The organism is Nonomuraea sp. WAC 01424 (genome assembly GCF_003947315.1).
GTDB lineage: Bacteria > Actinomycetota > Actinomycetes > Streptosporangiales > Streptosporangiaceae > Nonomuraea > Nonomuraea spiralis.
In genome coordinates this window covers 408040-433675 of sequence record NZ_QHHZ01000011.1, presented here as the reverse complement: position 1 = coordinate 433675, position 25636 = coordinate 408040, and the positions used below count along the sequence as shown (strand labels likewise).

At 71.8% G+C, this 25636-nt stretch carries 25 protein-coding genes; 16 read left to right on the top strand and 9 right to left on the bottom strand.

Translation table 11 applies throughout. The features are described 5' to 3' along the window. Positions 1-35: 35 nt before the first annotated feature. The 6 genes from DMB42_RS30485 (at position 36) to DMB42_RS30460 (ending at position 6106) form a co-directional block, all read left to right on the top strand. Positions 36-992, top strand: coding sequence for a carbohydrate ABC transporter permease (locus DMB42_RS30485; protein ID WP_125639101.1), 957 nt, complete (start codon positions 36-38; stop codon positions 990-992). A gap of 20 nt (positions 993-1012) precedes the next feature. Then, positions 1013-1819: a carbohydrate ABC transporter permease gene (locus DMB42_RS30480; protein ID WP_260478036.1), complete on the top strand. Its 807-nt coding sequence runs from the start codon at positions 1013-1015 to the stop codon at positions 1817-1819. Then, positions 1816-3225, top strand: a complete 1410-nt coding sequence (locus tag DMB42_RS30475) for a GH1 family beta-glucosidase (protein ID WP_125639096.1) — start codon at positions 1816-1818, stop codon at positions 3223-3225. Before DMB42_RS30480 ends, DMB42_RS30475 begins: the two co-directional genes overlap by 4 nt. Beyond that, positions 3206-4204 carry a LacI family DNA-binding transcriptional regulator gene (locus tag DMB42_RS30470; protein WP_125639093.1) on the top strand — a complete coding sequence of 333 codons (999 nt, stop codon included), beginning with the start codon at positions 3206-3208 and terminating at the stop codon, positions 4202-4204. Before DMB42_RS30475 ends, DMB42_RS30470 begins: the two co-directional genes overlap by 20 nt. A gap of 64 nt (positions 4205-4268) precedes the next feature. After that, entirely contained in the window at positions 4269-5096 is an 828-nt protein-coding gene (locus DMB42_RS30465; protein WP_260478035.1) for an aldose 1-epimerase family protein, read from the top strand. Positions 5097-5113: 17 nt separating this feature from the next. Beyond that, positions 5114-6106: a phosphotransferase family protein gene (locus tag DMB42_RS30460; protein ID WP_125639087.1), complete on the top strand. Its 993-nt coding sequence runs from the start codon at positions 5114-5116 to the stop codon at positions 6104-6106. Here the strand turns inward: DMB42_RS30460 and DMB42_RS30455 are convergent. Further along, the gene (locus DMB42_RS30455) at positions 6053-8293 is read right to left on the bottom strand and encodes a M64 family metallopeptidase (protein WP_125639084.1); all 2241 of its coding nucleotides are present in this window, start codon (positions 8291-8293) and stop codon (positions 6053-6055) included. The two genes, DMB42_RS30460 and DMB42_RS30455, sit on opposite strands and share 54 nt — an antisense overlap. 77 nt (positions 8294-8370) lie before the next feature. On the opposite strand from DMB42_RS30455, the gene DMB42_RS30450 reads away from it, so the two are divergent. Beyond that, complete coding sequence (locus tag DMB42_RS30450; RefSeq protein WP_125639081.1) at positions 8371-9318, top strand: LysR family transcriptional regulator; 948 nt, start codon at positions 8371-8373, stop codon at positions 9316-9318. A 30-nt stretch (positions 9319-9348) separates the two neighbouring features. Here DMB42_RS30450 and DMB42_RS30445 read toward each other — a convergent pair whose 3' ends face one another. Continuing rightward, a complete protein-coding gene (locus DMB42_RS30445; RefSeq protein WP_125639078.1) occupies positions 9349-10419 on the bottom strand; it encodes an anti-sigma factor in 1071 nt (356 codons plus the stop codon). Positions 10420-10538: 119 nt separating this feature from the next. On the opposite strand from DMB42_RS30445, the gene DMB42_RS30440 reads away from it, so the two are divergent. The 3 genes from DMB42_RS30440 (at position 10539) to DMB42_RS30430 (ending at position 14095) form a co-directional block, all read left to right on the top strand. Beyond that, positions 10539-11735 (top strand): FAD-dependent oxidoreductase, encoded by a 1197-nt coding sequence (locus DMB42_RS30440; protein ID WP_125639075.1) that lies wholly within the window; start codon positions 10539-10541, stop codon positions 11733-11735. Between the two features lie 68 nt (positions 11736-11803). Continuing rightward, positions 11804-13141 carry a class II 3-deoxy-7-phosphoheptulonate synthase gene (locus DMB42_RS30435; RefSeq protein ID WP_125639072.1) on the top strand — a complete coding sequence of 446 codons (1338 nt, stop codon included), beginning with the start codon at positions 11804-11806 and terminating at the stop codon, positions 13139-13141. 186 nt (positions 13142-13327) lie between these two features. Then, on the top strand, positions 13328-14095 hold the full coding sequence (locus DMB42_RS30430; RefSeq protein WP_260478034.1) for an SAM-dependent methyltransferase: 768 nt from the start codon (positions 13328-13330) through the stop codon (positions 14093-14095). A gap of 22 nt (positions 14096-14117) precedes the next feature. Here DMB42_RS30430 and DMB42_RS30425 read toward each other — a convergent pair whose 3' ends face one another. Then, positions 14118-14969, bottom strand: coding sequence for a LysR family transcriptional regulator (locus DMB42_RS30425; protein WP_125639065.1), 852 nt, complete (start codon positions 14967-14969; stop codon positions 14118-14120). Positions 14970-14995: 26 nt separating this feature from the next. Between DMB42_RS30425 and DMB42_RS30420 the strand changes: the two genes are divergently transcribed. Continuing rightward, complete coding sequence (locus tag DMB42_RS30420) at positions 14996-16417, top strand: MFS transporter (RefSeq protein ID WP_221762411.1); 1422 nt, start codon at positions 14996-14998, stop codon at positions 16415-16417. On the opposite strand, the gene DMB42_RS30415 is transcribed toward DMB42_RS30420, so the two are convergent. Together DMB42_RS30415 and DMB42_RS30410 are read right to left on the bottom strand one after the other, a co-directional pair. After that, positions 16383-16757 carry a co-chaperone YbbN gene (locus DMB42_RS30415; RefSeq protein WP_125639062.1) on the bottom strand — a complete coding sequence of 125 codons (375 nt, stop codon included), beginning with the start codon at positions 16755-16757 and terminating at the stop codon, positions 16383-16385. The genes DMB42_RS30420 and DMB42_RS30415 overlap by 35 nt on opposite strands. A gap of 153 nt (positions 16758-16910) precedes the next feature. After that, complete coding sequence (locus DMB42_RS30410; protein ID WP_125639059.1) at positions 16911-18614, bottom strand: ExeM/NucH family extracellular endonuclease; 1704 nt, start codon at positions 18612-18614, stop codon at positions 16911-16913. Positions 18615-18788: 174 nt separating this feature from the next. On the opposite strand from DMB42_RS30410, the gene DMB42_RS30405 reads away from it, so the two are divergent. Both DMB42_RS30405 and DMB42_RS30400 read left to right on the top strand, forming a co-directional pair. Beyond that, on the top strand, positions 18789-20090 hold the full coding sequence (locus DMB42_RS30405; protein WP_185844933.1) for a pentapeptide repeat-containing protein: 1302 nt from the start codon (positions 18789-18791) through the stop codon (positions 20088-20090). Positions 20091-20172: 82 nt separating this feature from the next. Next, positions 20173-21321 carry a hypothetical protein gene (locus DMB42_RS30400; protein ID WP_125639053.1) on the top strand — a complete coding sequence of 383 codons (1149 nt, stop codon included), beginning with the start codon at positions 20173-20175 and terminating at the stop codon, positions 21319-21321. A gap of 43 nt (positions 21322-21364) precedes the next feature. Here DMB42_RS30400 and DMB42_RS30395 read toward each other — a convergent pair whose 3' ends face one another. The 3 genes from DMB42_RS30395 to DMB42_RS30385 are packed head-to-tail and all read right to left on the bottom strand — an operon-like array spanning position 21365 to position 22465. Beyond that, on the bottom strand, positions 21365-21796 hold the full coding sequence (locus tag DMB42_RS30395) for an SRPBCC domain-containing protein (protein WP_125639050.1): 432 nt from the start codon (positions 21794-21796) through the stop codon (positions 21365-21367). Beyond that, positions 21789-22115: a helix-turn-helix transcriptional regulator gene (locus tag DMB42_RS30390; protein WP_125639047.1), complete on the bottom strand. Its 327-nt coding sequence runs from the start codon at positions 22113-22115 to the stop codon at positions 21789-21791. Before DMB42_RS30390 ends, DMB42_RS30395 begins: the two co-directional genes overlap by 8 nt. Then, positions 22112-22465, bottom strand: coding sequence for a VOC family protein (locus DMB42_RS30385; RefSeq protein WP_125639044.1), 354 nt, complete (start codon positions 22463-22465; stop codon positions 22112-22114). The genes DMB42_RS30390 and DMB42_RS30385 overlap by 4 nt, the downstream gene beginning before the upstream one ends. 105 nt (positions 22466-22570) lie before the next feature. Between DMB42_RS30385 and DMB42_RS30380 the strand changes: the two genes are divergently transcribed. Beyond that, positions 22571-23230 carry a permease prefix domain 1-containing protein gene (locus DMB42_RS30380; RefSeq protein ID WP_125639041.1) on the top strand — a complete coding sequence of 220 codons (660 nt, stop codon included), beginning with the start codon at positions 22571-22573 and terminating at the stop codon, positions 23228-23230. A 35-nt stretch (positions 23231-23265) separates the two neighbouring features. On the opposite strand, the gene DMB42_RS30375 is transcribed toward DMB42_RS30380, so the two are convergent. Further along, on the bottom strand, positions 23266-23601 hold the full coding sequence (locus DMB42_RS30375; protein WP_125639038.1) for a helix-turn-helix transcriptional regulator: 336 nt from the start codon (positions 23599-23601) through the stop codon (positions 23266-23268). A gap of 89 nt (positions 23602-23690) precedes the next feature. Between DMB42_RS30375 and DMB42_RS30370 the strand changes: the two genes are divergently transcribed. Continuing rightward, the gene (locus DMB42_RS30370) at positions 23691-24860 is read left to right on the top strand and encodes a cytochrome ubiquinol oxidase subunit I (protein ID WP_125639035.1); all 1170 of its coding nucleotides are present in this window, start codon (positions 23691-23693) and stop codon (positions 24858-24860) included. A gap of 10 nt (positions 24861-24870) precedes the next feature. Beyond that, positions 24871-25635: a cytochrome d ubiquinol oxidase subunit II gene (locus DMB42_RS30365; protein ID WP_125639032.1), complete on the top strand. Its 765-nt coding sequence runs from the start codon at positions 24871-24873 to the stop codon at positions 25633-25635. Position 25636 lies beyond the last annotated feature (1 nt).

Here is a 25636-nt window from a genome sequence, read left to right as displayed (position 1 = left end):
GAGCGCGGGCCGGGCTTGCCGCTGAAAGGTCTGTTATGAGCCTCGACACCCTTCCGCGGGCGGCGCGGAGCAATCGTCGCCGCGCCCGCCCGCCCGGCCGCCTGTGGCGTTCACGACTGGACGTCAAGGCCATGCCGTACGCCCTGGTGTCCCCGTACTTCCTGCTGTTCGCCGCCTTCGGGCTGTTCCCGCTGGCCTTCACGCTCTACTACTCGCTCTACGACTACGACCTGGCCGGCGACACCGAGTGGGCCGGGCTGGGCAACTACACCGCGCTGCTGACCGACGAGGACTTCTGGAACGCCGTCACCAACACCGTCGGCATCTTCCTGCTGGCCACGATCCCGCAGATGCTGATGGCGCTGTTCCTGGCCAACGCGCTGAACAAGAAGTTCCGCTGGCGCCTGCCGATCCGCATGAGCGTGCTGCTGCCGCTGGTCACCTCGGTGGTCGCGGTCGCGGTGGTGTTCACCCAGCTGTTCGCCCGCGACTGGGGCCTGGTCAACTGGGTCCTGGGCATGGTCGGCGTCGAGAAGACCAACTGGCGGGCCGAGCGCCTCCCGTCCTGGCTGGCCATCGCCGCGATGGTCGACTGGCGCTGGACGGGCTACAACGCCATCATCTTCCTGGCCGGCATGCAGACGATCCCCAAGGACCTGTACGAGGCGGCCGCCATCGACGGCGCCTCCCGGCGGCGGCAGTTCTGGCAGATCACCCTGCCGATGTTGCGCCCGACCATGATCTTCGTGGTGCTCAACTCCACGATCGGCGGCCTGACGCTGTTCTCCGAGCCGACCACCTTCTACAACGGCAACGTGGACGGCGGCTCGCAGGGCCAGTTCCAGACGGTGGCAATGTTCGTCGTCAAGCAGGGCTTCCGCGAGTTCGACTACGGCTACGCCGCGGCGGCCGCCTGGCTGCTGTTCCTGCTGATCCTCATCGGCGCGGCCGTCAACTTCCTGTTCGTCCGGCGGATCGGAGGCGCCAAGTGACCGGCTGGAAACCGACCGTCATGACACGGGTCATGCTGGGGCTGGCCATCTTCCTGTCGGCGTTCCCGCTGTACTGGATGCTGGTCATCGCCTCGCGCACGAACTCCGACGCCGTGTCGGTGCCGCCGAAGTTCCTGCCCGGCGGCAACCTGGGCGAGAACATCGTCGCGGTGCTCGAGAACGAGGACGCGCACTTCCTGCTCGGCCTGACCAACTCCTTCCTCACCGCGGCGATCGTGACCGTCTCGGTGGTGATCATCTCGACCCTGGCCGGGTTCGCCTTCGCCAGCCTGCAGTTCAAGGGCCGCAACATCCTGCTGCTGCTCGTGCTGCTGACGATGGCGGTGCCGCTCCAGCAGATGGGCGTGGTCCCGCTCTACCGCATGATGGTGAGCCTGGAGTGGACCGGCACGCTCAAGGCGATCATCCTGCCGTACCTGCTCAACGGGTTCGGCGTGTTCCTGATGACGCAGTACACCCGTCAGGCCGTGCCGAACGAACTGGTCGAGGCGGCCAGGGTCGACGGCGCGGCGACGTTGCGCATCTGGTGGAACGTCGTGCTGCCGGCCGTGCGTCCGGGCATGGCGGTGCTGGGCATCAACACCTTCATGCTCATGTGGAACGACTACATGTGGCCGCTGATCGTGCTGACCCCCGACAACCCGACCGTGCAGATCGCCATCAACTCTCTCAACGCGCGTTACTCCACCAGCTACTCGCTGATCTTCGCGGGTACCGCGCTGTCCATCATTCCGCTCATCGCGGTATTCGTCGCATTCGGCCGCCAGATCGTCGGCGGACTCATGGAAGGTGCGGTCAAGGCGTGACGACTCAAGAGGAACAGACTCGTGCCGGGCTGCGCTTCCCCGCCGGCTTCGCGTTCGGGGCGGCGACGTCGGCGTACCAGATCGAGGGCGCGGTCACCGAGGACGGGCGCGGCCCCTCCATCTGGGACACCTTCACCAAGACCCCGGGCCGGGTGCTCAACGGGCACCACGGCGACGTGGCCATGGACCACTACCACCGCTACCGGCAGGACGTCGCCATCATGGCGGACCTGGGCCTGACGGCCTACCGCTTCTCGGTGTCCTGGCCCCGGGTGCAGCCGACCGGCTCGGGCGCGGTCAACCAGAAGGGCCTGGACTTCTACAAGCGGCTGACCGACGAGCTCAGGCGGCACGACATCGACCCCTGGCTGACCCTCTACCACTGGGACCTGCCCCAGGAGCTGGAGGACAAGGGGGGCTGGCCCAACCGCGACACGGCCTACCGGTTCGCCGACTACGCCGCGATCGTGCACGAGGCGCTGAAGGACCACGTGCACACCTTCAGCACCGTCAACGAGCCATGGTGCGCCGCGTTCCTCGGCTACGCCTCGGGCGAGCACGCCCCGGGGCGGCGTGAGCCGCGCAACGCGATCAGGGGCGCGCATCACCTCAACCTCGCCCACGGCCTGGCCGTCCAGGCGATGGACGCCCGCCGCGTCGGCGGCTGCGTCAACCTGTACGCGATCTCCCCCGCGACCGGCAGCGAGGCGGACCTGGAGGCGGCCCGCCGCATCGACGGCCTGCAGAACAGGTTCTTCCTGGACGCGCTGCTGACCGGCCGCTACCCCGAGGACGTCCTGAACGACCTCCCGTTCGACGACGACCTCGTGCAGCCGGGCGACATGAAGATCGTCAACGCTCCGATCGACGTGCTGCTGGTGAACTACTACAGCCGTTTCACGGTCTCCGGCGAGCCCGGCGGCAAGGCGTCGGCGGCGGCGGCCCCCACGGACACGGCCTCGCCGTGGGTGGGCAGCGAGCACGTGTCGTTCGTCAACGGCGGCCGGCCGGTCACCGCGATGGGCTGGGAGATCGACGAGGGCGGCCTGGTCGAGGTCCTCACCCGGGTGGCGCGGGACTACCCGCCGATCCCGATGGTGGTCTCCGAGAACGGCGCCGCCTTCGACGACGTGCCGGCCGACGGCCGGATCCACGACGCCGAGCGGCGGGCGTACGTGGAGGCGCACCTCGGCGCGTGCCGGCAGGCGATCGACGCGGGAGTGCCCCTTCAGGGGTATTTCGCCTGGTCGCTGATGGACAACTTCGAATGGGCCTGGGGCTACGGCAAGCGTTTCGGCCTGGTCCACGTCGACTTCGAGACCCAGGAGCGGGTGCTCAAGGACAGCGCGCTCTGGTACTCGGAGATCATCCGGCAGAATAGGCGACATGAACCGACCGACTCTTGAGGCAGTCGCGGCTCGGGCCGGTGTGGGCCGGGGCACGGTGTCGAGAGTCATCAACGGCTCGCCCAACGTCAGCGCCAAGGCCCGCGAGGCCGTCGAGCTGGCCATCCGCGAGCTGGGCTACGTCCCCAACAGGGCGGCGCGTGCCCTTGTCACGCGCCGCACCGACACGGTGGCCCTGGTGGTGTCCGAGTCCCAGTTCCGGGTCTTCGACGAGCCCTACTTCGCGGGCACGATCCGCGGCATCGGCTCGGCGCTGGCCGAGACCGGGCTGCAGCTCATCCTGGCGATGGCGCGCTCCCCCGAGGAGCACGAGCGGCTGGAGACCTACCTGACGGGGCAGCACGTCGACGGCGTGCTGCTGCTGTCGCTGCACGGCGCCGACCCGCTGCCGGGCAGGCTTGAGGAGATGGGCGTGCCGACCGTGCTCGGCGGCAGGCCCGTCGGCCTCGACCCCTACAGCTACGTGGACATGGACAACAGGGCAGGGGCCCGGCAGGCGGTCAAGCACCTGCTGGGCCTCGGCCGTGCCGCGATCGCCACGATCGCCGGCCCCCAGGACATGGGCGTGGGCGTCGACCGTCTGGCCGGCTACCGCGACGCGCTGCTGCCCTCGGGCCTGCCGGAGATCGTGGCGTTCGGGGACTTCTCCGAGGAGAGCGGCGCCACCGCGATGCACGAGCTGCTGGAGAGCCGTCCCGACCTCGACGCGGTGTTCGCCGCCTCCGACCCGATGGCCCTGGGCGCGATGCGCGTGCTCAAGGCCGCGGGCAAGGCGATCCCGGGCGACGTCGCCGTGATCGGCTTCGACGACTCCAAGGCCGCGCTGCACGCCGACCCGCCGCTGACCACGGTCCACCAGCCGACCGAGGCCATGGGCCGCCAGATGGCCCAGCTCCTCGTGGCCCGCATCAACGGCGAGGAGCTGCGCCAGCCCGTGGTGATCCTCGACACGCACCTGGTTCGCCGGGAGTCCGCCTGACCATCCGTCTGACCAGGGGATATCCTGGCCCGGCCCGATCATGCCCGACGAAAGGACCTGCTCCGTGCCCCAGCTCGAAGGCGGCGGCTACACCGCGCAGATCAGCCCGCGCGGCGCCGCGCTCAGGATGCTCCGGCACGGCGGGCGTGACCTGGTGACGACCTGGCCCGAGCAGGGCCCGGTCCCCTACTTCGCGGGCACCGTCCTCGCTCCCTGGCCCAACCGGGTGGGCGGCGCCCGCTACACCTTCCAGGGGCACGAGCATCGGCTTGAGGTGACCGAGCCCGAACGCGGCCACGCGCTGCACGGCCTGGTCGCCGTCGTCGACTGGAAGGTCACCGAGGCCGGGCCCGATCGGGCGCGGCTGACGTACGAGATCGCCACGGCGCCCGGCTACCCGTTCGCGCTGGGCCTGTCGGTGGAGCACCGCCTCGGCGAGGGCGGCCTGACCACGACGGTCACGGCCCGCAACACCGGCGGGGCCGACGCCCCCTACGGCTGCGGGCCGCACCCGTGGCTGCTCGGCGAGGAGCTGGAGCTGCCCGCCGCCCGCTACCTGAGGACCGACGACCGGCTGCTGCCCGCCGGCCCGGCCGACGTCGCCGGCTCCCCGTACGACTTCAGGAAGCCGCGCCCGGTCCGCGACACCGTGATCGACCACGCCTTCACCGACCTCGACCGCGGCGAGGTGCGGGTGGGCGGCGTACGCATCTCCTGGGACGCGGCCGTGCTGCCCTGGGTGCAGGTCTGCACGAGCCGGCAGCTCGGCTACGAGGGCGTCGCGGTCGAGCCGATGACCTGCCCGCCCGACGCCTTCAACTCCGGCACCGACCTGGTCGTGCTGCGGCCGGGCGACGAACACGTGGCGAGCTGGACGATCAGCGCCGCCTGAACCCGGAAGGGGCCCGCGTGGACAGTAGGACCAAGCGCCGCTTATCGCCGGACGAGCTCGACGCGCTGGCCCGGCGGGCCGTGGGGGCGGGCGTCTTCACGGCCACCGAGCTGACCGACGGCTACGCCAACGCCGTGTGGCGGCTGACCCTGGAGGACGGCCGCGAGGTGGTGCTCAAGCTGTCGCCGTCGCCCGACCTCGACCAGCTCAGCTACGAACGCAACCTGCTGCGCATGGAGGCCGCCGCCTACGAGCTGGCCGCCGCGGCGGGCGTGCCGATGGCCGAGCTGCTGGTGGCCGGGTTCGACGATCCGGTGCTCGGCGGCGACTACCTGATGCTGACCGCGCTCGACGGCGTCTCCTGGAACGACGTCAAGCCCGAGGGCGAGCAGGCGCTGCGCCGGGAGCTCGGCCGCCATCTGGCCGCGTTCAACGCGGTGACCGGCGAGGTGTTCGGCTACCCGCACGCCGGGATCGTCGGCGCGACCTGGCGGGAGGCGTTCCTGGCCATGGCGGGCGCGCTGCTGGGCGACACCGAGCGTTACCCGGCGCCGCTGCCGCGCCCGGCGGCCGAGATCATGGCGGTGTTCGAGCGGGCCGCGCCGGTGCTGGACGAGGTGACGACGCCGTGCCTGGTGCACTTCGACGTGTGGGCGGGCAACGTCTTCCTCGACCTGACCGGCGAGCCTCGCATCCAGGCGATCATCGACCACGAGCGGGCGTTCTGGGGTGACCCGATCGCCGAGTTCGTTACCCCGACGATCTTCGGTGAGCTGCGCGAGGACGACCCGCTGCTGGCCGGCTACCGCGAGGTCACGCCGCTGGAGCTCACCCCCTCGGCCCGCGCCCGGCTCGACCTCTACCGCGCCTACCTCTACCTGATCCTGCTGGTCGAGAACGGACCCCGGCAGTACCCCGAGTCGGAGTACGCCAGGGTCCGCGATCTGGCCGTCAGCTCACTGGCGGAGGTCCTGGACCGCCTCGTACGGCTTGCCCTTGACGCCCGCTGAGAGCTTGCCGCACTGACCCGCGCCCGCGCCGGTGACCTGGTTCGGCACGCCGAGGTCGGCCGGCGCCGGGCTGTTGCCGGTGCAGGCGAGCGCGCCCTTGACCGTGGCGCCCGACAGGATCGGGGCGGTGTTGCCGGTGAGCACCACCGCGCCGCGCAGCTCGGCGCCCACGACGGTGAGCTGCCGCGCGCCCGTGACGCTGAGCGCGCCGTCCACCCGGGTCCTGATCAGGTGTACGGCGGCGGGCCCGGCCGCGGTGAGCGTGCCGCTGATCCGACCGCCGTCGGTCACGAGCGAGGCGCCCGCCTTGACCGTGACCGGTCCGGTGACCTGGGCGTCCTTCAGGCAGGTGACGCCGTCGGCGACGGTGAGCGGGCCCCGGTGCGCGCCGGTGACCGTGCGGTCGCAGGCGGGCGGCGGGGCGATGGTGGTGACGGTGAAGCTCTTGGCCTGCCCGTAGTTGCCGGCGGCGTCGATCGAGCGGTACTCGACCGTGTGCCGGCCGCGCGGCAGCTTGCCGTAGACGAGGGAGTCGATGACCGTACCCTCCTCGGTGAACGTCCAGGGCAGCTCGGAGGAGGTGGGCCAGCCGAAGTAGTTGAACCAGCCGTCGCCGTCCACCCGGGACTCCGAGACCACGTACCCGTCGCGGTCGTCGTCGCCGGTGAGCTTCATGGTGAAGGGGGCGTTGTAGACGTAGGTGTCGCCGGAGCGGGCGAGCGGTTCGGACAGCTCGTAGCCGGTGGCGGGCGCGGTGGCGTCCACCTGCCAGGTCAGCGTCGTGGACCCGAGCGTGGCGGTGAGGGTGTGCGAGCCGGCCGGCAGGTCGGCCGCACCCAGGTCGAAGTCCGTGCCGGTGCCCGCCTGCCGGCCGTCCACGGCCCAGGTGACGGCGGGGACGGTGGCCGCGGGGTGGGTGGTCTCGACGTAGGCGACGTCGGCGCGCCCGAGCGGGCGGTCCGTCGGCGTGGAGGACACGACGCCGGCCTCGACGCCGTCGGGCGGGGTGGTCAGCGTGGTGTCCACGGTCCAGGTACGCGACCTGGTCATGGCGGTCCGGATCGCCGGGTCGCGGACGAACGCGGTCGGGTCGGCGACCGTGGCCGTGACCGTGTGCGTGCCCGGCGCGAGGCCGAGGGTGCGCAGGTCGAGGGCGTCGGCGTCGCCCGCCAGATCCTTGCCGTCCACGGTCCAGGTGGTGGTCAGCGCGTGCCCGACCGGGCGCATCGGCTCGATCCAGAGCACCCGGTCGGCCCCGACGGGCGCGGACGTGGGCGCCGAGTCCTGGATCAGCGTCGTCTTGGCGGTGATGCGCTGGGTCATGACCTCGCGGCTGGGCTGGTCGAAGTAGTAGCCGAGGGTCTTCATCATGGAGTGACGGCTCGGCCGCCACACGCTGGCGGTGTAGTACATGCCGCCCTCGTAGCGGGCGATCGGGCCACCCGACTCGCTGTCCTCGCCCAGCCACCGCCACCACTTCCTGCGCTGGTCGAGCATCTGCTGCTCGGTCAGCAGGCTGTGGTGCGCGCTGGAGGGCTCGGACCCGGTGTAGGTGCCGCCGGGGACGCCGCGCTGGTAGTAGTCGTACTCGTCCTGGAGGCCGCCCAGGGAGTGGCCGAGCTCGTGCGGGCTGATCAGGGCGGACATGGAGTTGCTGCCGGAGGCGGTGGCGTAGCTGCCGCCCGCGCCGCCGTACGTGCCGCTGTTGGCCAGGGCGAGGATCTGCCGGTTGCCCGAGGCGGTGCCGGTGACCAGGTTCGCGAATCGGTTGGCGGCGGCGTTGTCCATGGTGATCAGGCGCTGGACGCTGCCCGGGTTGCAGCCGCCCCAGAAGCCCATGCTGAGCGGCGTCGTACGGCGGGGCGCGTCCAGGCCGGGGTCGCAGCTCACGCCGGACTCGCCGGAGACGATGTCGATCCGGTAGACGTTGATGTAGTTCCGGTAGGTCTTGAACGGCTCGATCGACCACATCACGTTGAGGTGCCGGTCCACGTCGGCCCGGAACTTCGCCTGGTCGGCCTCGGTGTAGCCGTCGCCCATGACGATCAGGTTGAACCGCTTGGCCGGAGCGCCGGTGACCTGGACCGGCGCGACCGTGGCCGTACCGGGCGCGGCGGCCGCGCTCGCGTGGGCGGATGGGACATATAAGACGGCGGCGGCCAGCACCAGGGCCGCGAATTTACGCATGTCATGCACTATCGGCCCCTTAGATCCGGCAGTCTCATCCCATAAGGGCATAACTCCGGAGTGATACCTTCAGCGGGATGCAGCTCGAACTGCGACATCTCCGGACACTCAGGGCCATTGCCGACCAGGGCAGCGTGACCAGGGCCGCGGCTGCGCTCGGCGTCTCGCAGCCCGCGCTGACCGCCCAGCTCGGCCGGATCGAACGCCTGCTCGGCGGCGCGGTCTTCACCCGGGACCACCGCGGGGTGGCGCCGACCGCGTTCGGGGAGTTCGTACTGGCCAGGGCGCGGGTGGTGCTGGCGGGGGTGGACGACCTGCTGGCGGCGGGGCCGTACGAGCTGGCCGGGCAGGCGATCCGGGTGGGCAGCTTCGAGAACCCCGTCGTCGTGCCCCTCGTCGCGAACCTGGCCGGCGCGCTGCCCGAGGCGCGCATCACGCTGCAGACCGAGCACTTCGTCCGGGTCCTGGTGGACATGGTGGCCAACGGGCGGCTCGACGTGGCGCTCGTGGCCGACTACCCCGACCACGAGCTGCGGCCCGGCCCGTCGATGGGGATGGGGGTGGTGGCGGTCGAGCCGGTGTTCGTGGCGCTGCCCGCCGCGCATCCGCTGGCCGGGCGTACGGAGGTGGAGCTGGCCGAGCTGGCCGGCGAGCCGTGGGTGTTGCCGCCGCCCGACGGGATGGGCTGGCCGGAGCACCTGCTGGAGGCGTGCGGGCGGGCCGGCTTCACGCCGCGCGGACGGTACCAGCTCGTCGAGGCCGGGGTACGGCGGGAGCTGATCGCGGCCGGGCACGCGGTGTCGGCCTGCCAGGCGCTCTACGACCCGGGCGAGCGGGTGGCGGTGTTGTCGCTGCGCGGGAACCCGCTGTGGATGCGGCAGGTGCTCATCTGGCGGTCGTCGTTCGCGGCGCACGCGCCGGCGCTGCTGGAGAGCGCGCGGGCCGCGCACGCCGCCGTCGCGTCCCGGAGCCCGGCCTACACCACCTGGACCACCCGCTACGGCCGCCCGCCCCTCCCCTCCTGACCCCGCCTCGTTCAGTCGGACCCGGCTCGTTCAGGTGGAGGGGAGGGCGGCGAGCAGGATCGGGATGGTCGTGGGGCTGGGCGAGCCCGTGGCGGGCTCGACGGTGAGCGCGATCCGGTCGTCCGCGCGGCCGGGCGCGGCCAGGACCGGCGCGGTGACCCCGCCCGGCGTCCGTTCCAGCAACCCGGCCGGACGCGCGCCGTCCGGGCCCAGCAGCCACAGCTCGTACCTTCTCGATCGGGGCAGTTCGGGCAGGCCCGAGGAGGTGAACACCATTCGTCCCCTGGCCCGGGAGACCACCAGGGTGCCGGTCCCGCCGGGGGTGGCCGGCTCGCGTACCGTCTCGGCGTCGGGGGCGGCGAGCACGGCCGTCAGGTCGGCCTGCCGTACGCGCAGCTCGGCCAGGTCCTGTCGGGCGCCGTAGGCGACCACCCCGAAGGCGCACGCCACCGCCACCGCCACAGCCACCACCCCAGCCGCCCCCCGCCCGGTTTTCACCACCCCGGCCATCCCCCGCACGCCTTTCACCACCTCCGCCGTTCCCTGCGCCCACCCGGTTGCTCCGGCCTCGGCAGCCGCCGCGCCGCGCCGCGCCGCGGCGCCCCGGGCCGTCCTCTTGCCCCGGCGCATCCGCTTGCCCTCGCCTGTGCCGGGCCTCCCCCTCCGCCTGCGCGCGCCCTCAACGGCCCCGGGCGGCAGGACCAGAGTCCCCGGCTCGCCCTCCGACACACCGCCCCCGGAGGTACCCGGTGCCGGGAGAACCGCGCCGGGCGGGTGCGGCGCGGCGGGAGCCGTCCCGACGGAGGGCGGCGCGTCGGGGAGGGGCGGGTGGGAGCGGGGGCTGCGAGGAGGGAGGAGGGGCGGTTGGGCGGGGGCAGGGGGCCGGTGGCGGGTGGCGGTGGCGAGGAGGCGAGGGCGGAGGGCTGGGGGTGGGGCTTCGGCCACGGCCTCGGCGAGCCTGGCGGCCGTCTCGCGCAGCCGCCGCACCTCCGCCGCGCACCCCTCGCACCCGCGCAGGTGCCTCTCGAACACCATCCACTCCCCGTACGGCAGCGCGTGCACGGCGTAGGCCCCGGAAAGGGGATGGAGGTCGTCGTCCATCGTCGACTCCCGCGGTGACAGGCGGCTCACGCCATTACTTCGGCCGTTCGGGCACCCCGGATGGCCCAGGCGCTTGCCCAATTCCGCAGATGTGCAACAATCTCATTGGGTGATGAATTATGACTTGTGTAATAGCCGGGGGTGGCCCGGCGGGCGCTGTGCTCGGACTCCTGCTGGCCAGGGCCGGCGTCGAGGTGACGCTGCTGGAGAAGCACGCCGACTTCCTGCGTGACTTCCGCGGCGACACGATCCATCCCTCCACCCTGCGCGTGCTCGACGAGCTCGGGCTGGTGGAGGCGTTCCTGAAACTGCCCCACCGCAAGACCCACGAGCTGAGGCTGGCGACCGACGTCGGCGACATCCGGCTCGCGAGCCTGCGCGACCTGCCGGGCGGTTACGACTACATCGCGTTCGTGCCCCAATGGGACTTCCTGAAGCTCGTCACGACGGCCGCGAGCGCCTACCCGAACTTCCGGCTGCTGATGAACGCCGAGGCCCACGACCTGATCCGCGAGGACGGCGTCGTACGCGGGGTGCGCTACCGCGACCCGTCCGGCGAGCACGAGCTCAGGGCGGACCTCACCGTGGCGGCCGACGGACGGCACTCGACGCTGCGGGCCGGCGCCGGCCTGGTGCCCCAGGACCTGGGCGCGCCGATGGACGTGGTCTGGTTCCGGCTGCCGCGGCACGACGACGACCCCGACGACACGTTCCTGCGCATCTCCAGCGGCCACATGATGGTGGCCATCAACCGGGAGACCTACTGGCAGCTCGCGTACCTGATCCCCAAGGGCGGGTTCGGGCGGCTGACCGAGCAGGGCATCGACGCGCTCAGGCAGCCGGTGGCCACGCTGCTGCCGTTCCTGCGGGATCGGGTCGGGGAGATCGACGGCTTCGACGACGTCAGCGTGCTCACGGTCGCGCTCAACCGGCTGCGCCGCTGGCACCGTCCGGGGTTCCTGTGCATCGGGGACGCGGCGCACGCCATGTCGCCGGTGTTCGGGGTGGGCATCAACCTGGCCGTGCAGGACGCGGTGGCCGCCGCCAACCTGCTGGCCGCGCCGCTCGCGGCGGGCGTGCCGATCCCGGAGTCCACGCTGCACCGGTTGCAGCGCCGGCGCATGCTGCCCACGCGGATCACGCAGGCGGCCCAGCGGCTGGTGCAGAACCGGGTGATCAGCCCGGCGCTGGGCCGCGGATTCAACGCCTCCCGGATGCCTCGGGACGTGACCAAAATTCCGCTGTTCAACCGGCTGCCGAGGCGTTTCATCGGCTTGGGAGTGCTGCCTGAGCATGTGAAGTCTCCCGAAGCCTGATAAATGCATTCTCACAACGTGGACAAGAGGGTCGGTGGGGCCGACCCGATGAAATACCCTCGTATCTCGTGAGCAGCAATCTCGTGGATCTCGATTCCTGGCGAGCACTTCCCGCGGCGCAGCAGCCCGACTGGCCCGACCGCGGCGAGCTCGACAAGGTCGTCGCCGAGCTCGGCGGCCTGCCTCCGCTGGTCTTCGCCGGTGAGTGCGACCAGCTCAAGCGGCAGCTGGCCGCCGTCTCGCGCGGCGAGGCGTTCGTCCTGCAGGGCGGCGACTGCGCCGAGACCTTCTCCGGCGCGACCGCCGACAACGTGCGCAACAAGCTCAAGACGTTGTTGCAGATGGCGATCGTGCTGACCTACGCGGCGAAGGTGCCGGTCGTGAAGATCGGGCGCGTGGCGGGCCAGTTCGCCAAGCCTCGGTCGAAGGGCACCGAGGTCCGTGACGACGTGGAGCTGCCGGCCTACCGGGGCGACATGGTCAACGGGTTCGAGTTCACCCCCGAGTCGCGTAATCCCGACCCGTGGCGGCTGCTCAAGGCGTACCACTCCTCGGCGGTGACGCTCAACCTGGCGCGGGCCTTCACCAAGGGCGGCTACGCCGACCTGCGCCAGGTGCACGCCTGGAACCAGGACTTCGTGGCCGAGTCGCCCGCCGGGCGCCGCTACGAGCAGCTCGCCAGGGAGATCGACCAGGCGCTGGCCTTCATGCGGGCCTGCGGGGCCGAGCCCGAGGAGTTCCACACGGTCGAGTTCTACTCCTCCCACGAGGCGCTCATCCTCGACTACGACCGGGCGCTCACCCGCATCGACTCCCGTACGGGCCTGCCGTACGACGTCTCGGCGCACATGGTCTGGATCGGCGAGCGCACCCGCCAGCTCGACGGCGCGCACGTCGACTTCTTCGCCGGCATCCGCAACCCGATCGGTGTCAAGCTCGGGCCGACGACCTCGCCCGAGGAGGCGCTCGCGCTGGTCCAGCGGCTCAATCCGGACAACGAGCCCGGCAGGCTCACCTTCATCACCCGGATGGGGGCGTCCAAGATCCGCGAGCACCTGCCCGCGCTGGTCAAGGAGGTCACCGCCTCCGGCGCGCAGGTGGCCTGGATCTGCGACCCGATGCACGGCAACACGTTCGAGGCGCCGAGCGGCCACAAGACGCGCCACTTCGACGACGTGCTCGACGAGGTGGCGGGCTTCTTCGAGGTGCACCGCGCGCTCGGCACGCACCCGGGCGGCATCCACATCGAGTTCACCGGCGACGACGTGACCGAGTGCGTGGGCGGCGGCCACGAGATCGTCGAGGGCGACCTCGGCACCCGCTACGAGACCGCGTGCGACCCGCGCCTCAACCGCGGCCAGTCCCTCGACCTCGCCTTCCGCGTGGCTGAGCTCTACCGGGGCTGAGCTCTACCGGGGCTGAGCTCTACCGGGGCTGAGCTTCTTCGGGGCTGTGCGCCACCGGCGGTGAGCCCTTCCGCGCGGCGCGTCCTTCGGGGCGCGCCGCGGCGGGAAGCAACCGAACGGAATTCCGGTGCGGGTGACCCCGGCAAGGCTATGATCTCCCGAAAGACCGAAATTTCGGGAGAAAACGTGGACACTGCCCCCGAGGGGGTCGACCCTAACGTCCCCAACGTCGCGCGGATGTACGACTACTACCTCGACGGCAAGGACAACTTCGCCGCCGACCGCGCGGCGGCGGAGCAGATCCTCAAGGTGTTCCCCAACACCAAGGAGGCGGCCCGCTCCAACCGGGCGTTCCTGCAGCGTGCCGTCCGGCACGTCGTGGACTCGGGCGTACGGCAGATCGTCGACCTCGGGGCCGGGCTGCCGACCCAGGGCAACACCCACGAGATCGCCCGCGAGGCGCGCGTGGTCTACGTGGACTACGACCCGGTGGTGTGCGTGCACGGCCGGGCGCTGCTGGCCCGGACGGCGGACGTCGACTTCCTCCAGGCCGACATCCGCGAGGTCGACGTCCTGCTGGACAAGCTGGGCGACCTGGTGGACCTCAGCCGGCCGGTCGCCTTCCTGATGCTGGCGATCCTGCACTTCATCCCCGACGAGCAGGCCGACCCCATCGTGGCCGGGCTGCGCGAGGCCAGTGTGCCCGGCAGCCACCTGGTGATCAGCCACGCCATCGACGCCAGGCCCGACACCACGCCGCAGGCCATGCGGGTCTACAACCAGGCCACGGCCGCGCTCAGCCTGAGGACCGACAAGGAGATCCTGCGCTTCTTCGACGGCTACGAGCTGGCCGCGCCCGGCCTGGTGTTCCCGCAGGACTGGCGGCCCACCGATCCGTCCGCCCTGACGAACGGCACCGACGTCGGCTACGTCGGCGTGGGCCGCAAGCCCTGACGCAAGCCCTGACAACCCGCGATCACGGCAGGGCCGCGAGGAGTTGCCTGATCCGCGGCGTCGGCGGCCCGGCCGGCACCGCGAGGTACGTGGCCACCTCCGGCTCGGCCAGTACGGCATAGGCCACCCCGCGCACCGGCGGCAGCTCGTCGAAGACCGGGTAGAACAACGTCCACGACGGCGGCCCGGCGGCCAGGTCGATGAGCGTGTCGTGCAGGCCGGTGAAGGCCGGGCCGCGCGGCGGGTCCACACCCGCCCGCGCCAGGGCCCCGGTGACCAGGTCGTGGAAGGGCGGGTTGCGCTCGCGGGGGGCGAGCCGTACGGGCAGGTCGCCGAGATCACCGAGGTTGAGCGGCCCGGCCGTGGCGAGCGGGTGGTCCGCGGGCAGCGCCACGACCAGCGGCTCGGTCCAGGCGGGGAAGAACTCCAGGCCGGGCGCGGCGTCCACGAGACGGACCAGGGCGGCGTCCAGGTCGCCCGAGCGCACCGCCGCCAGCCGTTCGGCCAGCCCTTGCTTGCTGAGCCGGACCCGCAGGCCGGGGTCGAGCCAGTTGAGCATCGGGTACAGGCGCGTGCCGGGCGCGGAGGACACGCCGAGGCGCAACGTGGCCTCGGCCAGGTGGCCGGTGACCGCGCGGCGGGCCCGGTCGGCGGCGGCGAGCACCTCGCGCGCCTCGGGCAGCAGCCCGACCGCCGCCTCCGTCAGCCGTACGTGCCGGGTCGAACGGTCGAACAGCCGCGCGCCCAGCTCCCGTTCCAGCCGGCTCACCTGCTGGCTGACCGCGGGCTGCACGATGTGCAGCCGCTCCGCGGCCCGGCCGAAGCCGCCCTCGTCGGCGACGGCGACGAAGTAGGCGAGCTGGCGCAGCTCCACTGGGTCTCCATTCATCATGATTCGTGATGGCTGTCCAGGAGAACGTCTCCTGGTTCGCCCGCTCTTCCCGCGATGGACTGGCCCGCATGAACGGGAGTGGATTCATCGGGATCAGGCTGGGCGCGTTGTTCGGCCCGGCCGTGTTCGGCGTCACGGCGGCCGGGGTCGCCCTGCCCGACGTCGCCGCCGACCTGGAGGCGCGTCCTGGCGCGGTGGTGTGGGTGCTGACCGCGCACGCGCTGGCGCTGGGGATCGGGACGGCGTTGTTCGGGCGATTGTCGGACGCTTGGGGGGTGCGCCGCACGCTGCTGCTCGGCTCGGCCGTGCTGGTGGCGGGGGCGCTGGCCTGCCTGGTGGCGCCGTCGCTGGGCGCGCTCGTGGCGGCGCGGGCGTTGCTGGCGGCCGGGTCGGGGGCGTTGTCGGCGGTCGCGCTGAGCCTGGCGGCCACCGCCGAGCCGGAGCGGCGTCCGGCGGTGCTGGCCTGGTTCGGCAGCGCGATGGCGGTCTTCTCGGCGGGCGCGACGCTGGCCGGCGGGCTGGTCACCCAGGCGCTGTCGTGGCGGCTCACGCTGGCGCTGCCCGCGCTGGCGCTGGTGGCGATGCCGTTCTGCCTGCCGCCGGCGCGCCGGGCGGGCTCGCGCGGGCGGGTGGACATCGTGGGGGCCGGGCTGCTGGCGGCGGCGGTGTCGGCGTTCCTGGTGCTGGTGCAGGCGGCGAACCTGGGCCTGACCTGGCCGGTCGCGGCGCTGGCCGGGGTGGTGGCGGCGCTCGCCGGGGCGGCGCTGGTCCGGCGCGGGCGGACGACCCCTGACGGGTTCGTCCCGCGCGACCTGCCCGCCGACCGCGTCTTCCGCAGGGCCGCCCTGGTCGGCGTCGGTGTGTACGGCGGCCTGTTCGCCACCATGTGGGCCGCCCCGCAACTCCTGGCCGGCGTGCACGGGTGGAGCGTGCTGACGATCGGCGCCTGGCTGCTGCCCGGGGCGCTGGTGGGCGTGGTGCTGGCCAGGGTCGCGGGCACCCGCGCCTGGCTGCTGCCCGCGGTGGCCGCGGTCTTCGCCGGCAGCCTGGTCACGGCCGGGATCGCCGGTGTGCTGGGCGACGGGCGGGCGGTCGCGGCGGTGGTGCTCGTGGTGGCCGCCTCGCTCGGGTTCCCGGCGTTCTCGCTGGCTCAGGTGGTGATCACGGCCCGGATGTCGGCGAGTTTCCCGGTGGAGCGGCGCGGCGGCGCGATGGGCCTGCTGAACCTGACGTTCTTCGTCGGCGGCGGGATCGGGCTCGGTGTGGCGGGGGCGTTGTCACGCGGGCTGGGGCTGCCCGGCACGCTCGTGGTGATCGCGGCGTTCCCGCTGGTCGCCGCGCTGGCGGGGGTCGCGGGACGCGAAGGCCCCGCCGTGCCGGCGGGGCCCGCCAGGGTCAGGACTGCTCGGCGTTCTTCAGCTCCTCGCTGAGCTCGGACCTGATCGCGTCCATGTCGAGGGCCCGGACCTGACGGATGAGGTCTTCGAGCGCCGGGCTCGGGATCGCACCGGCCTGGGCGAAGACGACGATGCCGTCGCGGATCGCCATCAGCGTGGGGATCGAGGTGATGTCGAAGCCCTGGGCGAGCGCCTGCTCCGCATCGGTGTCGATCTTGCCGAAGGTGATGTCCTCGTGTTTGTCGGAGGCCGCCTCGAAGATCGGCCCGAACTTCTTGCAGGGCGGGCACCACGTCGCCCAGAAGTCGAGCAGCACGATGCCCTTGTCGGCGATGTCGTTGAAGTTCTTCTCTGTTACTTCGATGGTCGCCACAAGTGGCTCCTCGCTCTTCGGTGAAATTGCAACCGTGTCAACCACGTACCCGTCATCAGCATTCCATGCCCTGGGCGCCCTCAAGCCCTGTCCGGCAGGCGATTCTGGAACGCCCGAAGGCGCGGCCGGAAGGCCGCGCCTTCGGGCCGGAGGTCAGTGACCGCCGGGCAGGGTCAGGCCGATGACCACAGGGTCGTGGTCGGAGGAGCGGTAGGCGTCCGGCTGGTAGAGGCCGGGCGGGTTGAACTCGGTGTTGTAGTCGCGGATGCGCGGCTCGTCGGAGTTGATGTGCCAGATGGTGGTGCTGGTGACCCGCTTGAGCAGCTGCTTTCCGGCGAAGGCGTGGTCGAGTTCGCCGGCCAGGCCGTCGAACAGGTAGCTGTAGCGCTGCCGCTCGGGCACGAACCGCTTGGTGAGGCTGGTCAGGCCGCCGGCCTCCAGCGTGTCGATCGGGTCCTCCTCGCCGTAGGCGTTGAGGTCGCCGAGCACGAGCGGGTTGGGCAGGTCCTGGTCGCCGATGACGTCCAGCAGGGTCTGGGCCTGCTTGACGCGGGTGGGGTTCCAGCAGCTCTGGCCGTCGCCCTGGTCGGCGTCGGGGGCGTCGGCCGGGCAGCTGCCCTTCGACTTGAGGTGGTTGACGATCATGGTGAACGGCTGGCCGCCGCCCTTCCTGCGGAAGGTCTGGATCAGCGGCGGGCGGCTGAAGACGGGGTCCTGGGAGGCCTTCGTCTCGCCGACCGGGGTGAGCTTGCCCGGCTTGTAGATCAGGCCGACCTGGATGAGGTCCGTGCCGGGGTAGGGGTGGGTGAGGGCCGCGTACGTGCCGGCGCCGACCTCGGCGTTGAGCGCGTCCACGAGCGCCTGCAGCGCAGTCTGGCCGTTGTTCTCGACCTCCATGAGGGCGACCGCGTCGGCGTCCAGGCCCTTCAGCGCGGCGACCAGCTTGGTGAGCTGCCGCTGCTGCTCGTTGGCGTTGCTCGCGCCGCGCGAGCCGATCGTGGTGAACCAGTTCAGGGTGTTGAACGAGGCCACCTTCACGTTGCCGACCACCGGGAACGGGCGCGGCGTGCGCGGGTTGGCGTCCAGGTAGGCGATCGGCCGGGTGGGCTGGAGGCGGTACTCGCCGAAGCCGTACCCGAGGACGCCGGTGATGCCGGCGGCGACGGTGCCCGCGCGCGTGACGGGCGGCAGGGTGGCCGGGTTCTCCCGGTTGGAGCCGTCGTCGATGAGCAGCGAACGGCGCAGGTCCTGGACGGGGTCCACGCCGGGCCGGTCGGTGGGCTGGTAGAGCCGCCCGTGCGCCGACACCGTGACCTCGCCGAAGCGGCCCAGGTTGTAGTTGTCGTCCACGGTGAGCGGCTGCGGGAAGGTGAGCAACATGTTCTCGACGGGCTCCAGCCCGTCCGCGGACCCGGCGGGCGGCAGCGTGTACGGCTGCGCCGCGACGTTCCCGGTGCCGCAGACGTCCACGGCGGTGACCGGGGACAACTCGGTCCAGCCGTTGTACTCGACGGCCTTCCCGGTGACCAGGACGCGGTCGCCGACCTTGACGTCCTTGAAGGACTCGCGGGCGAAGACGAACAGGCCCTCGGAGGTGCTCGGGTCGTCGTCCGGGTTCGGGTCCTGGAGGAAGAAGCCGCTGAGCTGGTCGGTCCGCTGGAAGTCGCCGGTCACGACCCCTTCGACCCGTACGGTCTGGCCGGCCAGGGGGCTGGCCGCGCCGCTGCCCTGCACCTCGGCGACGCGGCGGTCGGCCGGGGTGTCACAGGGCGCCGCCGCCGTCTCGGCGATGGCCGGGGTGGCGGTCAGGGTGCCCGCCACGAGGGCGGCGAGTGCTGCTCGGGATAAAACGCGCATGACCGGCACTTTAGAGGGATTATTGACCGCATATTTCCACACAAAAGTGGATAGAACATTAAATCATCGAACCTTGACATCCGCGCGCGCGGGTATGACCAGTGCATGGACTGGGTCACCTGCGCGTTTTCTGCTGCCTGCCCCGGAATCGCCCAACAGCCGTCCGGCGTGTGCATGGCACACCTGCCGGCCGAGGATCTGCCCGCCGTCCTCACCCGGCTGTCCCCCGGCAGGCTGCTCGACCTCCGCGGCACGACCGTCACCGCCGACCTGCTGTCGCGGGTCCTGGAGGCGACGGGCTGCAGACCGGGCCGTACCCGGCTCGACCGGGTCAGGTTCACCGGCGACGTCCGGCTGTCGGGCGTGACGTTCGCCGGTGACGTGTCGCTCGACGGGGCCAGGTTCGAACGGCTGGCCTCGTTCTTCGGGGCGCTCTTCGAGGGGAACGTGTCGCTGGCGGGGGCCAGGTTCACCCGCGAGCTGTCCTTCCACGGCGTACGCGCCCGGGGGCACGTCTCGCTCGACCGGGCCGTGATGTCCCGCGACGCGCTGTTCGGCCAGGCCGTCTTCGAGCGCGGGTTGTCGTGCGAGGGCGCCCGCTTCGACGGGTACGCCACCTTCGACGACGCGCGTATGGGCACGGGTGGCACGTTCCGGGGGGCCAGGTTCGGCCGTACCGTCTCCTTCCGCAAGGTGCGCGGGCAGGCCGGGTTCGAGTACGCGCACTTCGCCGGTGACGCGTACCTGTCGGCCACCGGAAGGCTCTCGGTCGCGCGGGCCCGCGCGGACGGCCTGCTCGACGTGACCGTCGCGCGCTGCGGCGTGGACCTGCGGCGGGTCGAGGTGACGGCGGCCACCACGGTGCGGCTGACCGACTCCAGCGCCGACCTGGAGGGCGCCGTGCTGCACGGGCCCGCGTCGGTGACCGGCAAGGGCCTGTCGATGCTGAGCTCCCTGCGCCAGGTGGACGCAGAAAGCCTCACGCTGACCGGCCTCGACCTGTCGGGATGCGGCTTCTCCGGGCTCACCCACCCGGCCGGGGTACGGGTCAGGAACTGCACGTTCGCGCTCACGCCGCGCGGCGTGCGGGTCAGCCTGCGCCACCCGATGGTGCGCTGGTTCTCCCGGCGCAGCGCGCTGGCCGACGAGCGCGCCCTGCGCGGCTGGGACGACTCCGGCGGCTCGGCCACCACCCCCGACCGGCTGGCCGCCCTCTACGCCGAGCTCCGTGGCCGGGTGGAGGACCGCGACACCTCGGCGGACTTCGCCTTCGCCGCCATGGAGATGCGCCGCCAGGCCGGTGAGCACTGGTGGTTGTCCCTGTCGTGGCTGTTGTGGGGGTACGGGATGCGGCTCGGGCGGGCGGTCGCCTGGTTCACGCTGCTGGCGGCGCTGACGGTGGCGGCGGTCTTGTGGAGCTCCGCCTCCCACGCCGGCGGCCAGGCCGACCAGCACAACCCGGCCATCCACCAGTAGCCGCACCGGCCTCGGGGTTCGTGGCTCCGGGGCCGGAAATGTGGTGGCGGGTGGCGGAGCGGGCTCGCTAAAGTCGCGGCCGATGCGTACTGATCGCGTGCCGTTGCTCTGGTTGTCGGGGCCCACGGGCGTCGGGAAGTCCTCGCTCGGCTGGGAGATCTTCGATCGGCTCGGCCGTAGCGGGGTCAAGGCGGCGTTCGTCGACGCCGACCAGATCAGCCTGTGCCATCCCGAGCCGGAGGCCGGCACCCACCGCGTCCGGGCGCGCAACCTGGCGGCCCTGTGGCCCGGGTTCCGGCGCGAGGGGATGCGGTGCCTGGTGCTGGCGGGGTTCGTGGACACGCCGGAGGAGGTGCGCGAGTACACCGCGCTGCTGCCCGGCGCGGCGTTCACCGTGTGCCGGCTGCGGGTCCCGTCCGAGGAGCTGCGAGAACGGTTCCTGGGGCGGGGGTGGCGTCCTGACCTGGTGGAGGCGGCCGTGGCCGAGGCCGCGGCGCAGGAGGGCAGCCGGTACGCCGACCTGTGCGTGGACACCGGCGGCCGTACGGTGGCGGAGGCGGCCCGGCTGGTGCTCGGACGGCTCGGCGCCGCGTTCGGAACCGCCGCGCCCGCCCCCGGACGCGTGCCCGTCGTTCAGGGCGGTGGTGTCGCCGACGCCGGGCGGGCGCGGGTGCCTCTGTTGTGGTTCTCGGGTGCGACGGCGTCCGGGAAGTCGACGGTCGGTTACGAGGTGTTCAGCCGTATCCACCGGTCGGGCGTACGGGCCGCCTACGTCGATCTCCGGCAGATCGCCGCGCTGCGCCCGTCCGGCGCGGACGAGGGCCGCCGGCTCAAGGCCAGCGGGCTCGCCGCGCTGTGGGCCGGTTACCGGGCGGACGGGGCCGCGTACCTGGTCGTCTCGGGCGAGGCGGACTCCGACGAGACGGTCCGCGCGTACGCCCGCCTGCTCCCGGATCTGGCGCCGACCGTCTTCCGGCTGCACGCCTCCCCGTCCACGCTGCTCGAACGGGTCCTGCTGCGCGGCCGGGGCGGCGGGCCCGCGACGCCCGGCGACGAGCTGAGAGGGCTGGGGCGGGACGCCCTGCGCGCCGTGGCGGCGAGCGCCACGCGCGAGGCCGCGGCCCTCGACCGGGCGGGAGCGGGCGACCTGCGCGTGGACACCGACGACCGGCCACCGCCCGAGCTGGCCGCACAAGTGCTGTCCCACCTCGGCCTCCCGACCGACACCTGACCCCGCCCGCCCCGTGGCGCGCCGGGCCGGGCCAGGGCGCGGGTCAGAGGGATTCGGCGAGGGTGGCGATGGTGGTGAAGTGGCGGGGCCAGCCGCCGCCCATGATCTTGCGGGAGAGCTGCTGCACGGGGTCGTCGGGATCGAAGCCCTCGTGGTCGAGGAACAGCCGGGTCCCCCGCCCCTCCGGCACCAGCCGCCAGGTGACCGTCCAGTCGGCCTGTTTGCGGTCGCTCCAGCTGATCCGCAGCAGTTTCTCCGCCTCGAACTCCAGCACCTCGCAGTGGACCACCCCGTCGAACCCCACCGCCTTCTTCGGCTGCGTGGTGAACGTGAACCGGTGCCCCACCTCCAGCCGGAAGTCGTTGGGCATCAGCCAGCGGGCCATCAGCTCCGGATCGGTCAGCGCCCGCCACACCTTGGCCGGCGGGTGCGCGAGGAACTCGTCCAGCCGGATCGCACTCCGGTCCTCAGCCATCGTCCTCCTCCATCTCGTCCAGCAGCGAGGAGAGTCCGGCCAGCTTCTCGCGCCAGAACCTCTCGTACGGGGTGAGCCAGTCGCGGATCTCCATGAGCGGCTCCGCCTCCAGGTGGTAGTGGCGTTCCCGGCCCTTGCGGGCCTCGGCCACCAGCCCGGCGTCCCTGAGCACCTTGAGATGCTCGGAGACGCTGGGCCGGCTCATGTCGAACCGCTCGGCCAGCCGCCCGGCAAGCTGGGGCCCCTCCTGGAGCAGCAGCCGCAGCAGCTCGCGCCTGGCCGGGCTGGCCAGCGCGGTGAAGACGTGGTCGGCGGTCATGCCTGGCTGACCACGTACCCGTTGCCGAACGGGTCCTGGAAGAGGAGCTGGCGGCCCCACGCCTCCTCGCTCGGCCCTTCGTGGGCGACCTCGTTCGCGGCGAGCCGGGCGGCCAGCGCGTCGAGGTCGGGCGCGGACACGACGAGGCCGCCGATCGGGGCCATGCCGGGGAACCAGGAGGCCAGCAGCAGCGTGGTCGCCGCCCCCTTGGGCGCGACGGTGAGCCAGCGGCCCATCGGGAACGGGTTGTCGGTGCGTACCTCGAAGTCGAGCACTCCGGTGTAGAAGTCGAGCGCCCGCGCCTGGTCGGCGACGGGCACGGTGACAGCGAGGATCCCAGAAATCAGCATGTCAGCCACTATACGTAGGATTTTTCCGACACATCAAGTCGCCGGGCGAAATATCGGGGATATCCCCGATAGGCCGCGGGCGGCGTTCTCCGTAGACTGGGGATCATGCGTATCGACGACTACGTGGCCGACCTCGATCGCGCACTGGCCGGGCCGTCGGGCCCCAAACGCGATCTGGTCGTCGAAGCGCGGGACAGCCTGTCCGACACCGCCGACGCCCTGGAGGCCGACGGCCTCGAACGCGCCGAGGCCGAACGGCTGGCGGTCGCGGAGTTCGGCCCGGTCGCCGAGATCGCGCCGAGCTACCAGACCGAGCTCACCGCCGTGGCCGGCCGCCGGCTCGGACTGCTGCTGTTCATCAGCGTCCCGCTGACCGCGCTCATGTGGTCGGTGGTGTGGCGCGTCTACCCCACCGACCCGTCGGTCTGGGCGGGCCGGCCCGCCTGGTACCACGTGGTCTCGCGGCTGCTCGACATCTGCCAGCTCGCGACCGGCCTCTACGGCGGCGTCGCCCTGCTGGCGCTGGGCCGGGGCGCCCGCTGGATCCGCCGCCCGCGCCTGGTCACCCGGTCGCTGGGCGTCGTCGTGTGGGGCATGTTGCCGATCGCGGGCGCCATGAGCCTGGCGCTGTCCTACGGCCCCTCCGGGCCGGGCACGATGACCAGCTACCTGCCCGCGTTCCTGGCCAATCTGGTCACGACCGCGTTCTGGGGCCTGCAGATCTACGGCGCGACCCGCTGCCTGCGGGTCACCCGCGCCCGCTGACCCGTCACTGACCCGTCAGCCCTGAGGCCCGCACGTCACCCTGAGGCGCGCGCCTCGGCCTGGAGCACGCTGCCGATCACGTTGGTGAACTCCCGCCAGGCCGACCGCTCCCCTTCGAGCTGCTTCCTGCCCGAGTCGGTCAGCCGGTACGTGCGCCGCTTGCGCCCGCCCACCGTCGCCCACTCGCTGGCCAGGTAGCCGATGCGCTCCAGCCGCCGCAGCGCCGGATAGACGGTGCCGGTGGGCACGCTCAGCGCACCCCCGCTGCGCTCCTGGAGCGCCTCGATGATCGCGTAGCCGTGCAGCGGCTCCCGCTCCAGCACCGAGAGCAGCAACGCGTCCATGTGCCCGCGCAGCGCGTCTGGATTCATGCCCTAGATCCTAGACAACCGGTTCGCATGTAGCCAGTCTACATGTAGGCTGCCTATATGTAGGTAGACACAACAACGGAGTCGATGGAATGGACGTACTCGAACTCGCCCGCACGCAGTTCGCCGTGACGGGAAGCCTGCACTTCCTGTTCGTCGTGCTCACGCTCGGGCTGGCGCCGATCGTGGCGCTCATGCACACCCGCCACGTCATCTCGGGCAGCGCGCTGCACGGAGGCATGACCCGGTTCTGGGGGCAGGTCTACGTCATCAACTACGCCCTGGGCATCGTCACCGGACTGGTGATGGAGTTCCAGTTCGGGTTGTCGTGGAGCGGGCTGTCCGACTATGCCGGAGACGTGTTCGGCGCGCCGCTGGCCATGGAGACGCTGGTGGCCTTCTTCCTGGAGTCCACGTTCCTCGGACTGTGGATCTTCGGCTGGGGGCGCCTGCCCAAGTGGCTGCACCTGGCCTGCATCTGGCTGGTGACGCTGACCGCGTACGCCAGCGCGTTCTTCATCATGGTCGCCAACTCCTTCCTGCAGAACCCGGCGGGCTCGGTGGTCAGGAACGGCCGGCTGGAGCTGGTCGACTTCGGCGCCCTGCTGACCAACAAGGCGCTGGTCTTCTCCTTCCCCCACGTCATCGGCGCGGGCCTGCTCACCGGCGCGGCGCTGCTGGCCGGGGCGAGCGCGTACCGGCTGCGGCGCCGTACGGAAGACACGCTGTTCTTCGGCAAGTCGCTGCGCACGGGGGTCGGCGTGGCGGCTCTCGGCGCCTTCCTGGCCATGGGCTTCGGATACGCGCAGTTCGGCGGCATCCAGGAGGGCAAGTTCGACGACGGCAGCGGAGGGGCGGTGCCGCTCGGTCTCATGATCGAGATCGGCCAGCTCCTGGCGTTCGTGCTGCTGTTCCTGATCCTGCCGATCATCTACTGGCTGCCGCGCTGGCGCTGGACGCATCCGGTGCTGATGATCATGACGCCGCTGCCGTTCGTGCTGGCGATCCTGGGCTGGATGGCCAGGGAGATCGGCCGCCAGCCGTGGATGGTGTGGCACAAGCTCACCGTGGCCGACGCGCTGACGCCGGGGCTGACCTCGGGCATGGTCACGGCCTCGCTGATCGGGTTCGCCGCCGTGCTGGGGCTGCTCGCGGTCGTCGACTACGTCCTCATCGCCCGGGTGATCCGGCGGGGCCCGTACGGCCTCGACCTCGGGGCGTCCCCCGCCGGCGCCGAGCCCGCCCCGGCGCTGAGCCACTAGGAGTGCTGACATGGAAGTGATCTGGTTCCTGTTCTTCGCGGTGCTGCTGACCGGGTATTTCGCCCTGGAGGGCTTCGACCTCGGCGTCGGCCTGCTGCTGCCGGTGCTGGGCAGGACACGCGAGAGCCGCGACCGCATGGTGGCCGCGATGGCGCCGTTCGTGCTGGCCAACGAGGTGTGGCTGGTGGCGGTGGCCGGAACGCTGTTCGGGGTGTACCCGCGCCTGGAGGGCGAGGTGCTGTTCGGGCTCTACCCGCTGGTCGTGGCCATGCTGCTGAGCTGGATCGTGCGCGACGCCGGGCTGTGGTTCCGGCGCCGGCTGGACGGCGGCGGCTGGCGCGGGTTCTGGGACGCGCTGATCGCGTTCGGGTCGCTGGGGTTGTCGTTCGGATGGGGGATGACGCTGTACGCCGCCGCCACCGGGTTCACGTCCTCGCCGGTGAATCCGGTCGGGGTGCTGCTGGGCGTGCTGGTGACCCTGCTGTTCGCCTTCCACGGGTGGACGTTCCTGGCCTGGCGCACGCCGGGCGCCTTCGGGGCCGTACGGTCGGGGCGGGCGTTGCTGCTCTCGGGCCTGGTCTCGGCGCTGCCGGCGGCCGGGCTGCTCGTGGGGGCGATGCCGTACCTGCTGGAGCACAGCGCTCCGGCGGCTACGTTGAATGTGCTCAGTGTCATGGCGTTGCCGTTCGCGCCGGTCATGCTGGGCGCGCAAGTATGGGTATGGCGGACTTTCCGGCCAGGTAAGGGCGCCGTCCCACTCCCCTCGTTCTTCTGAA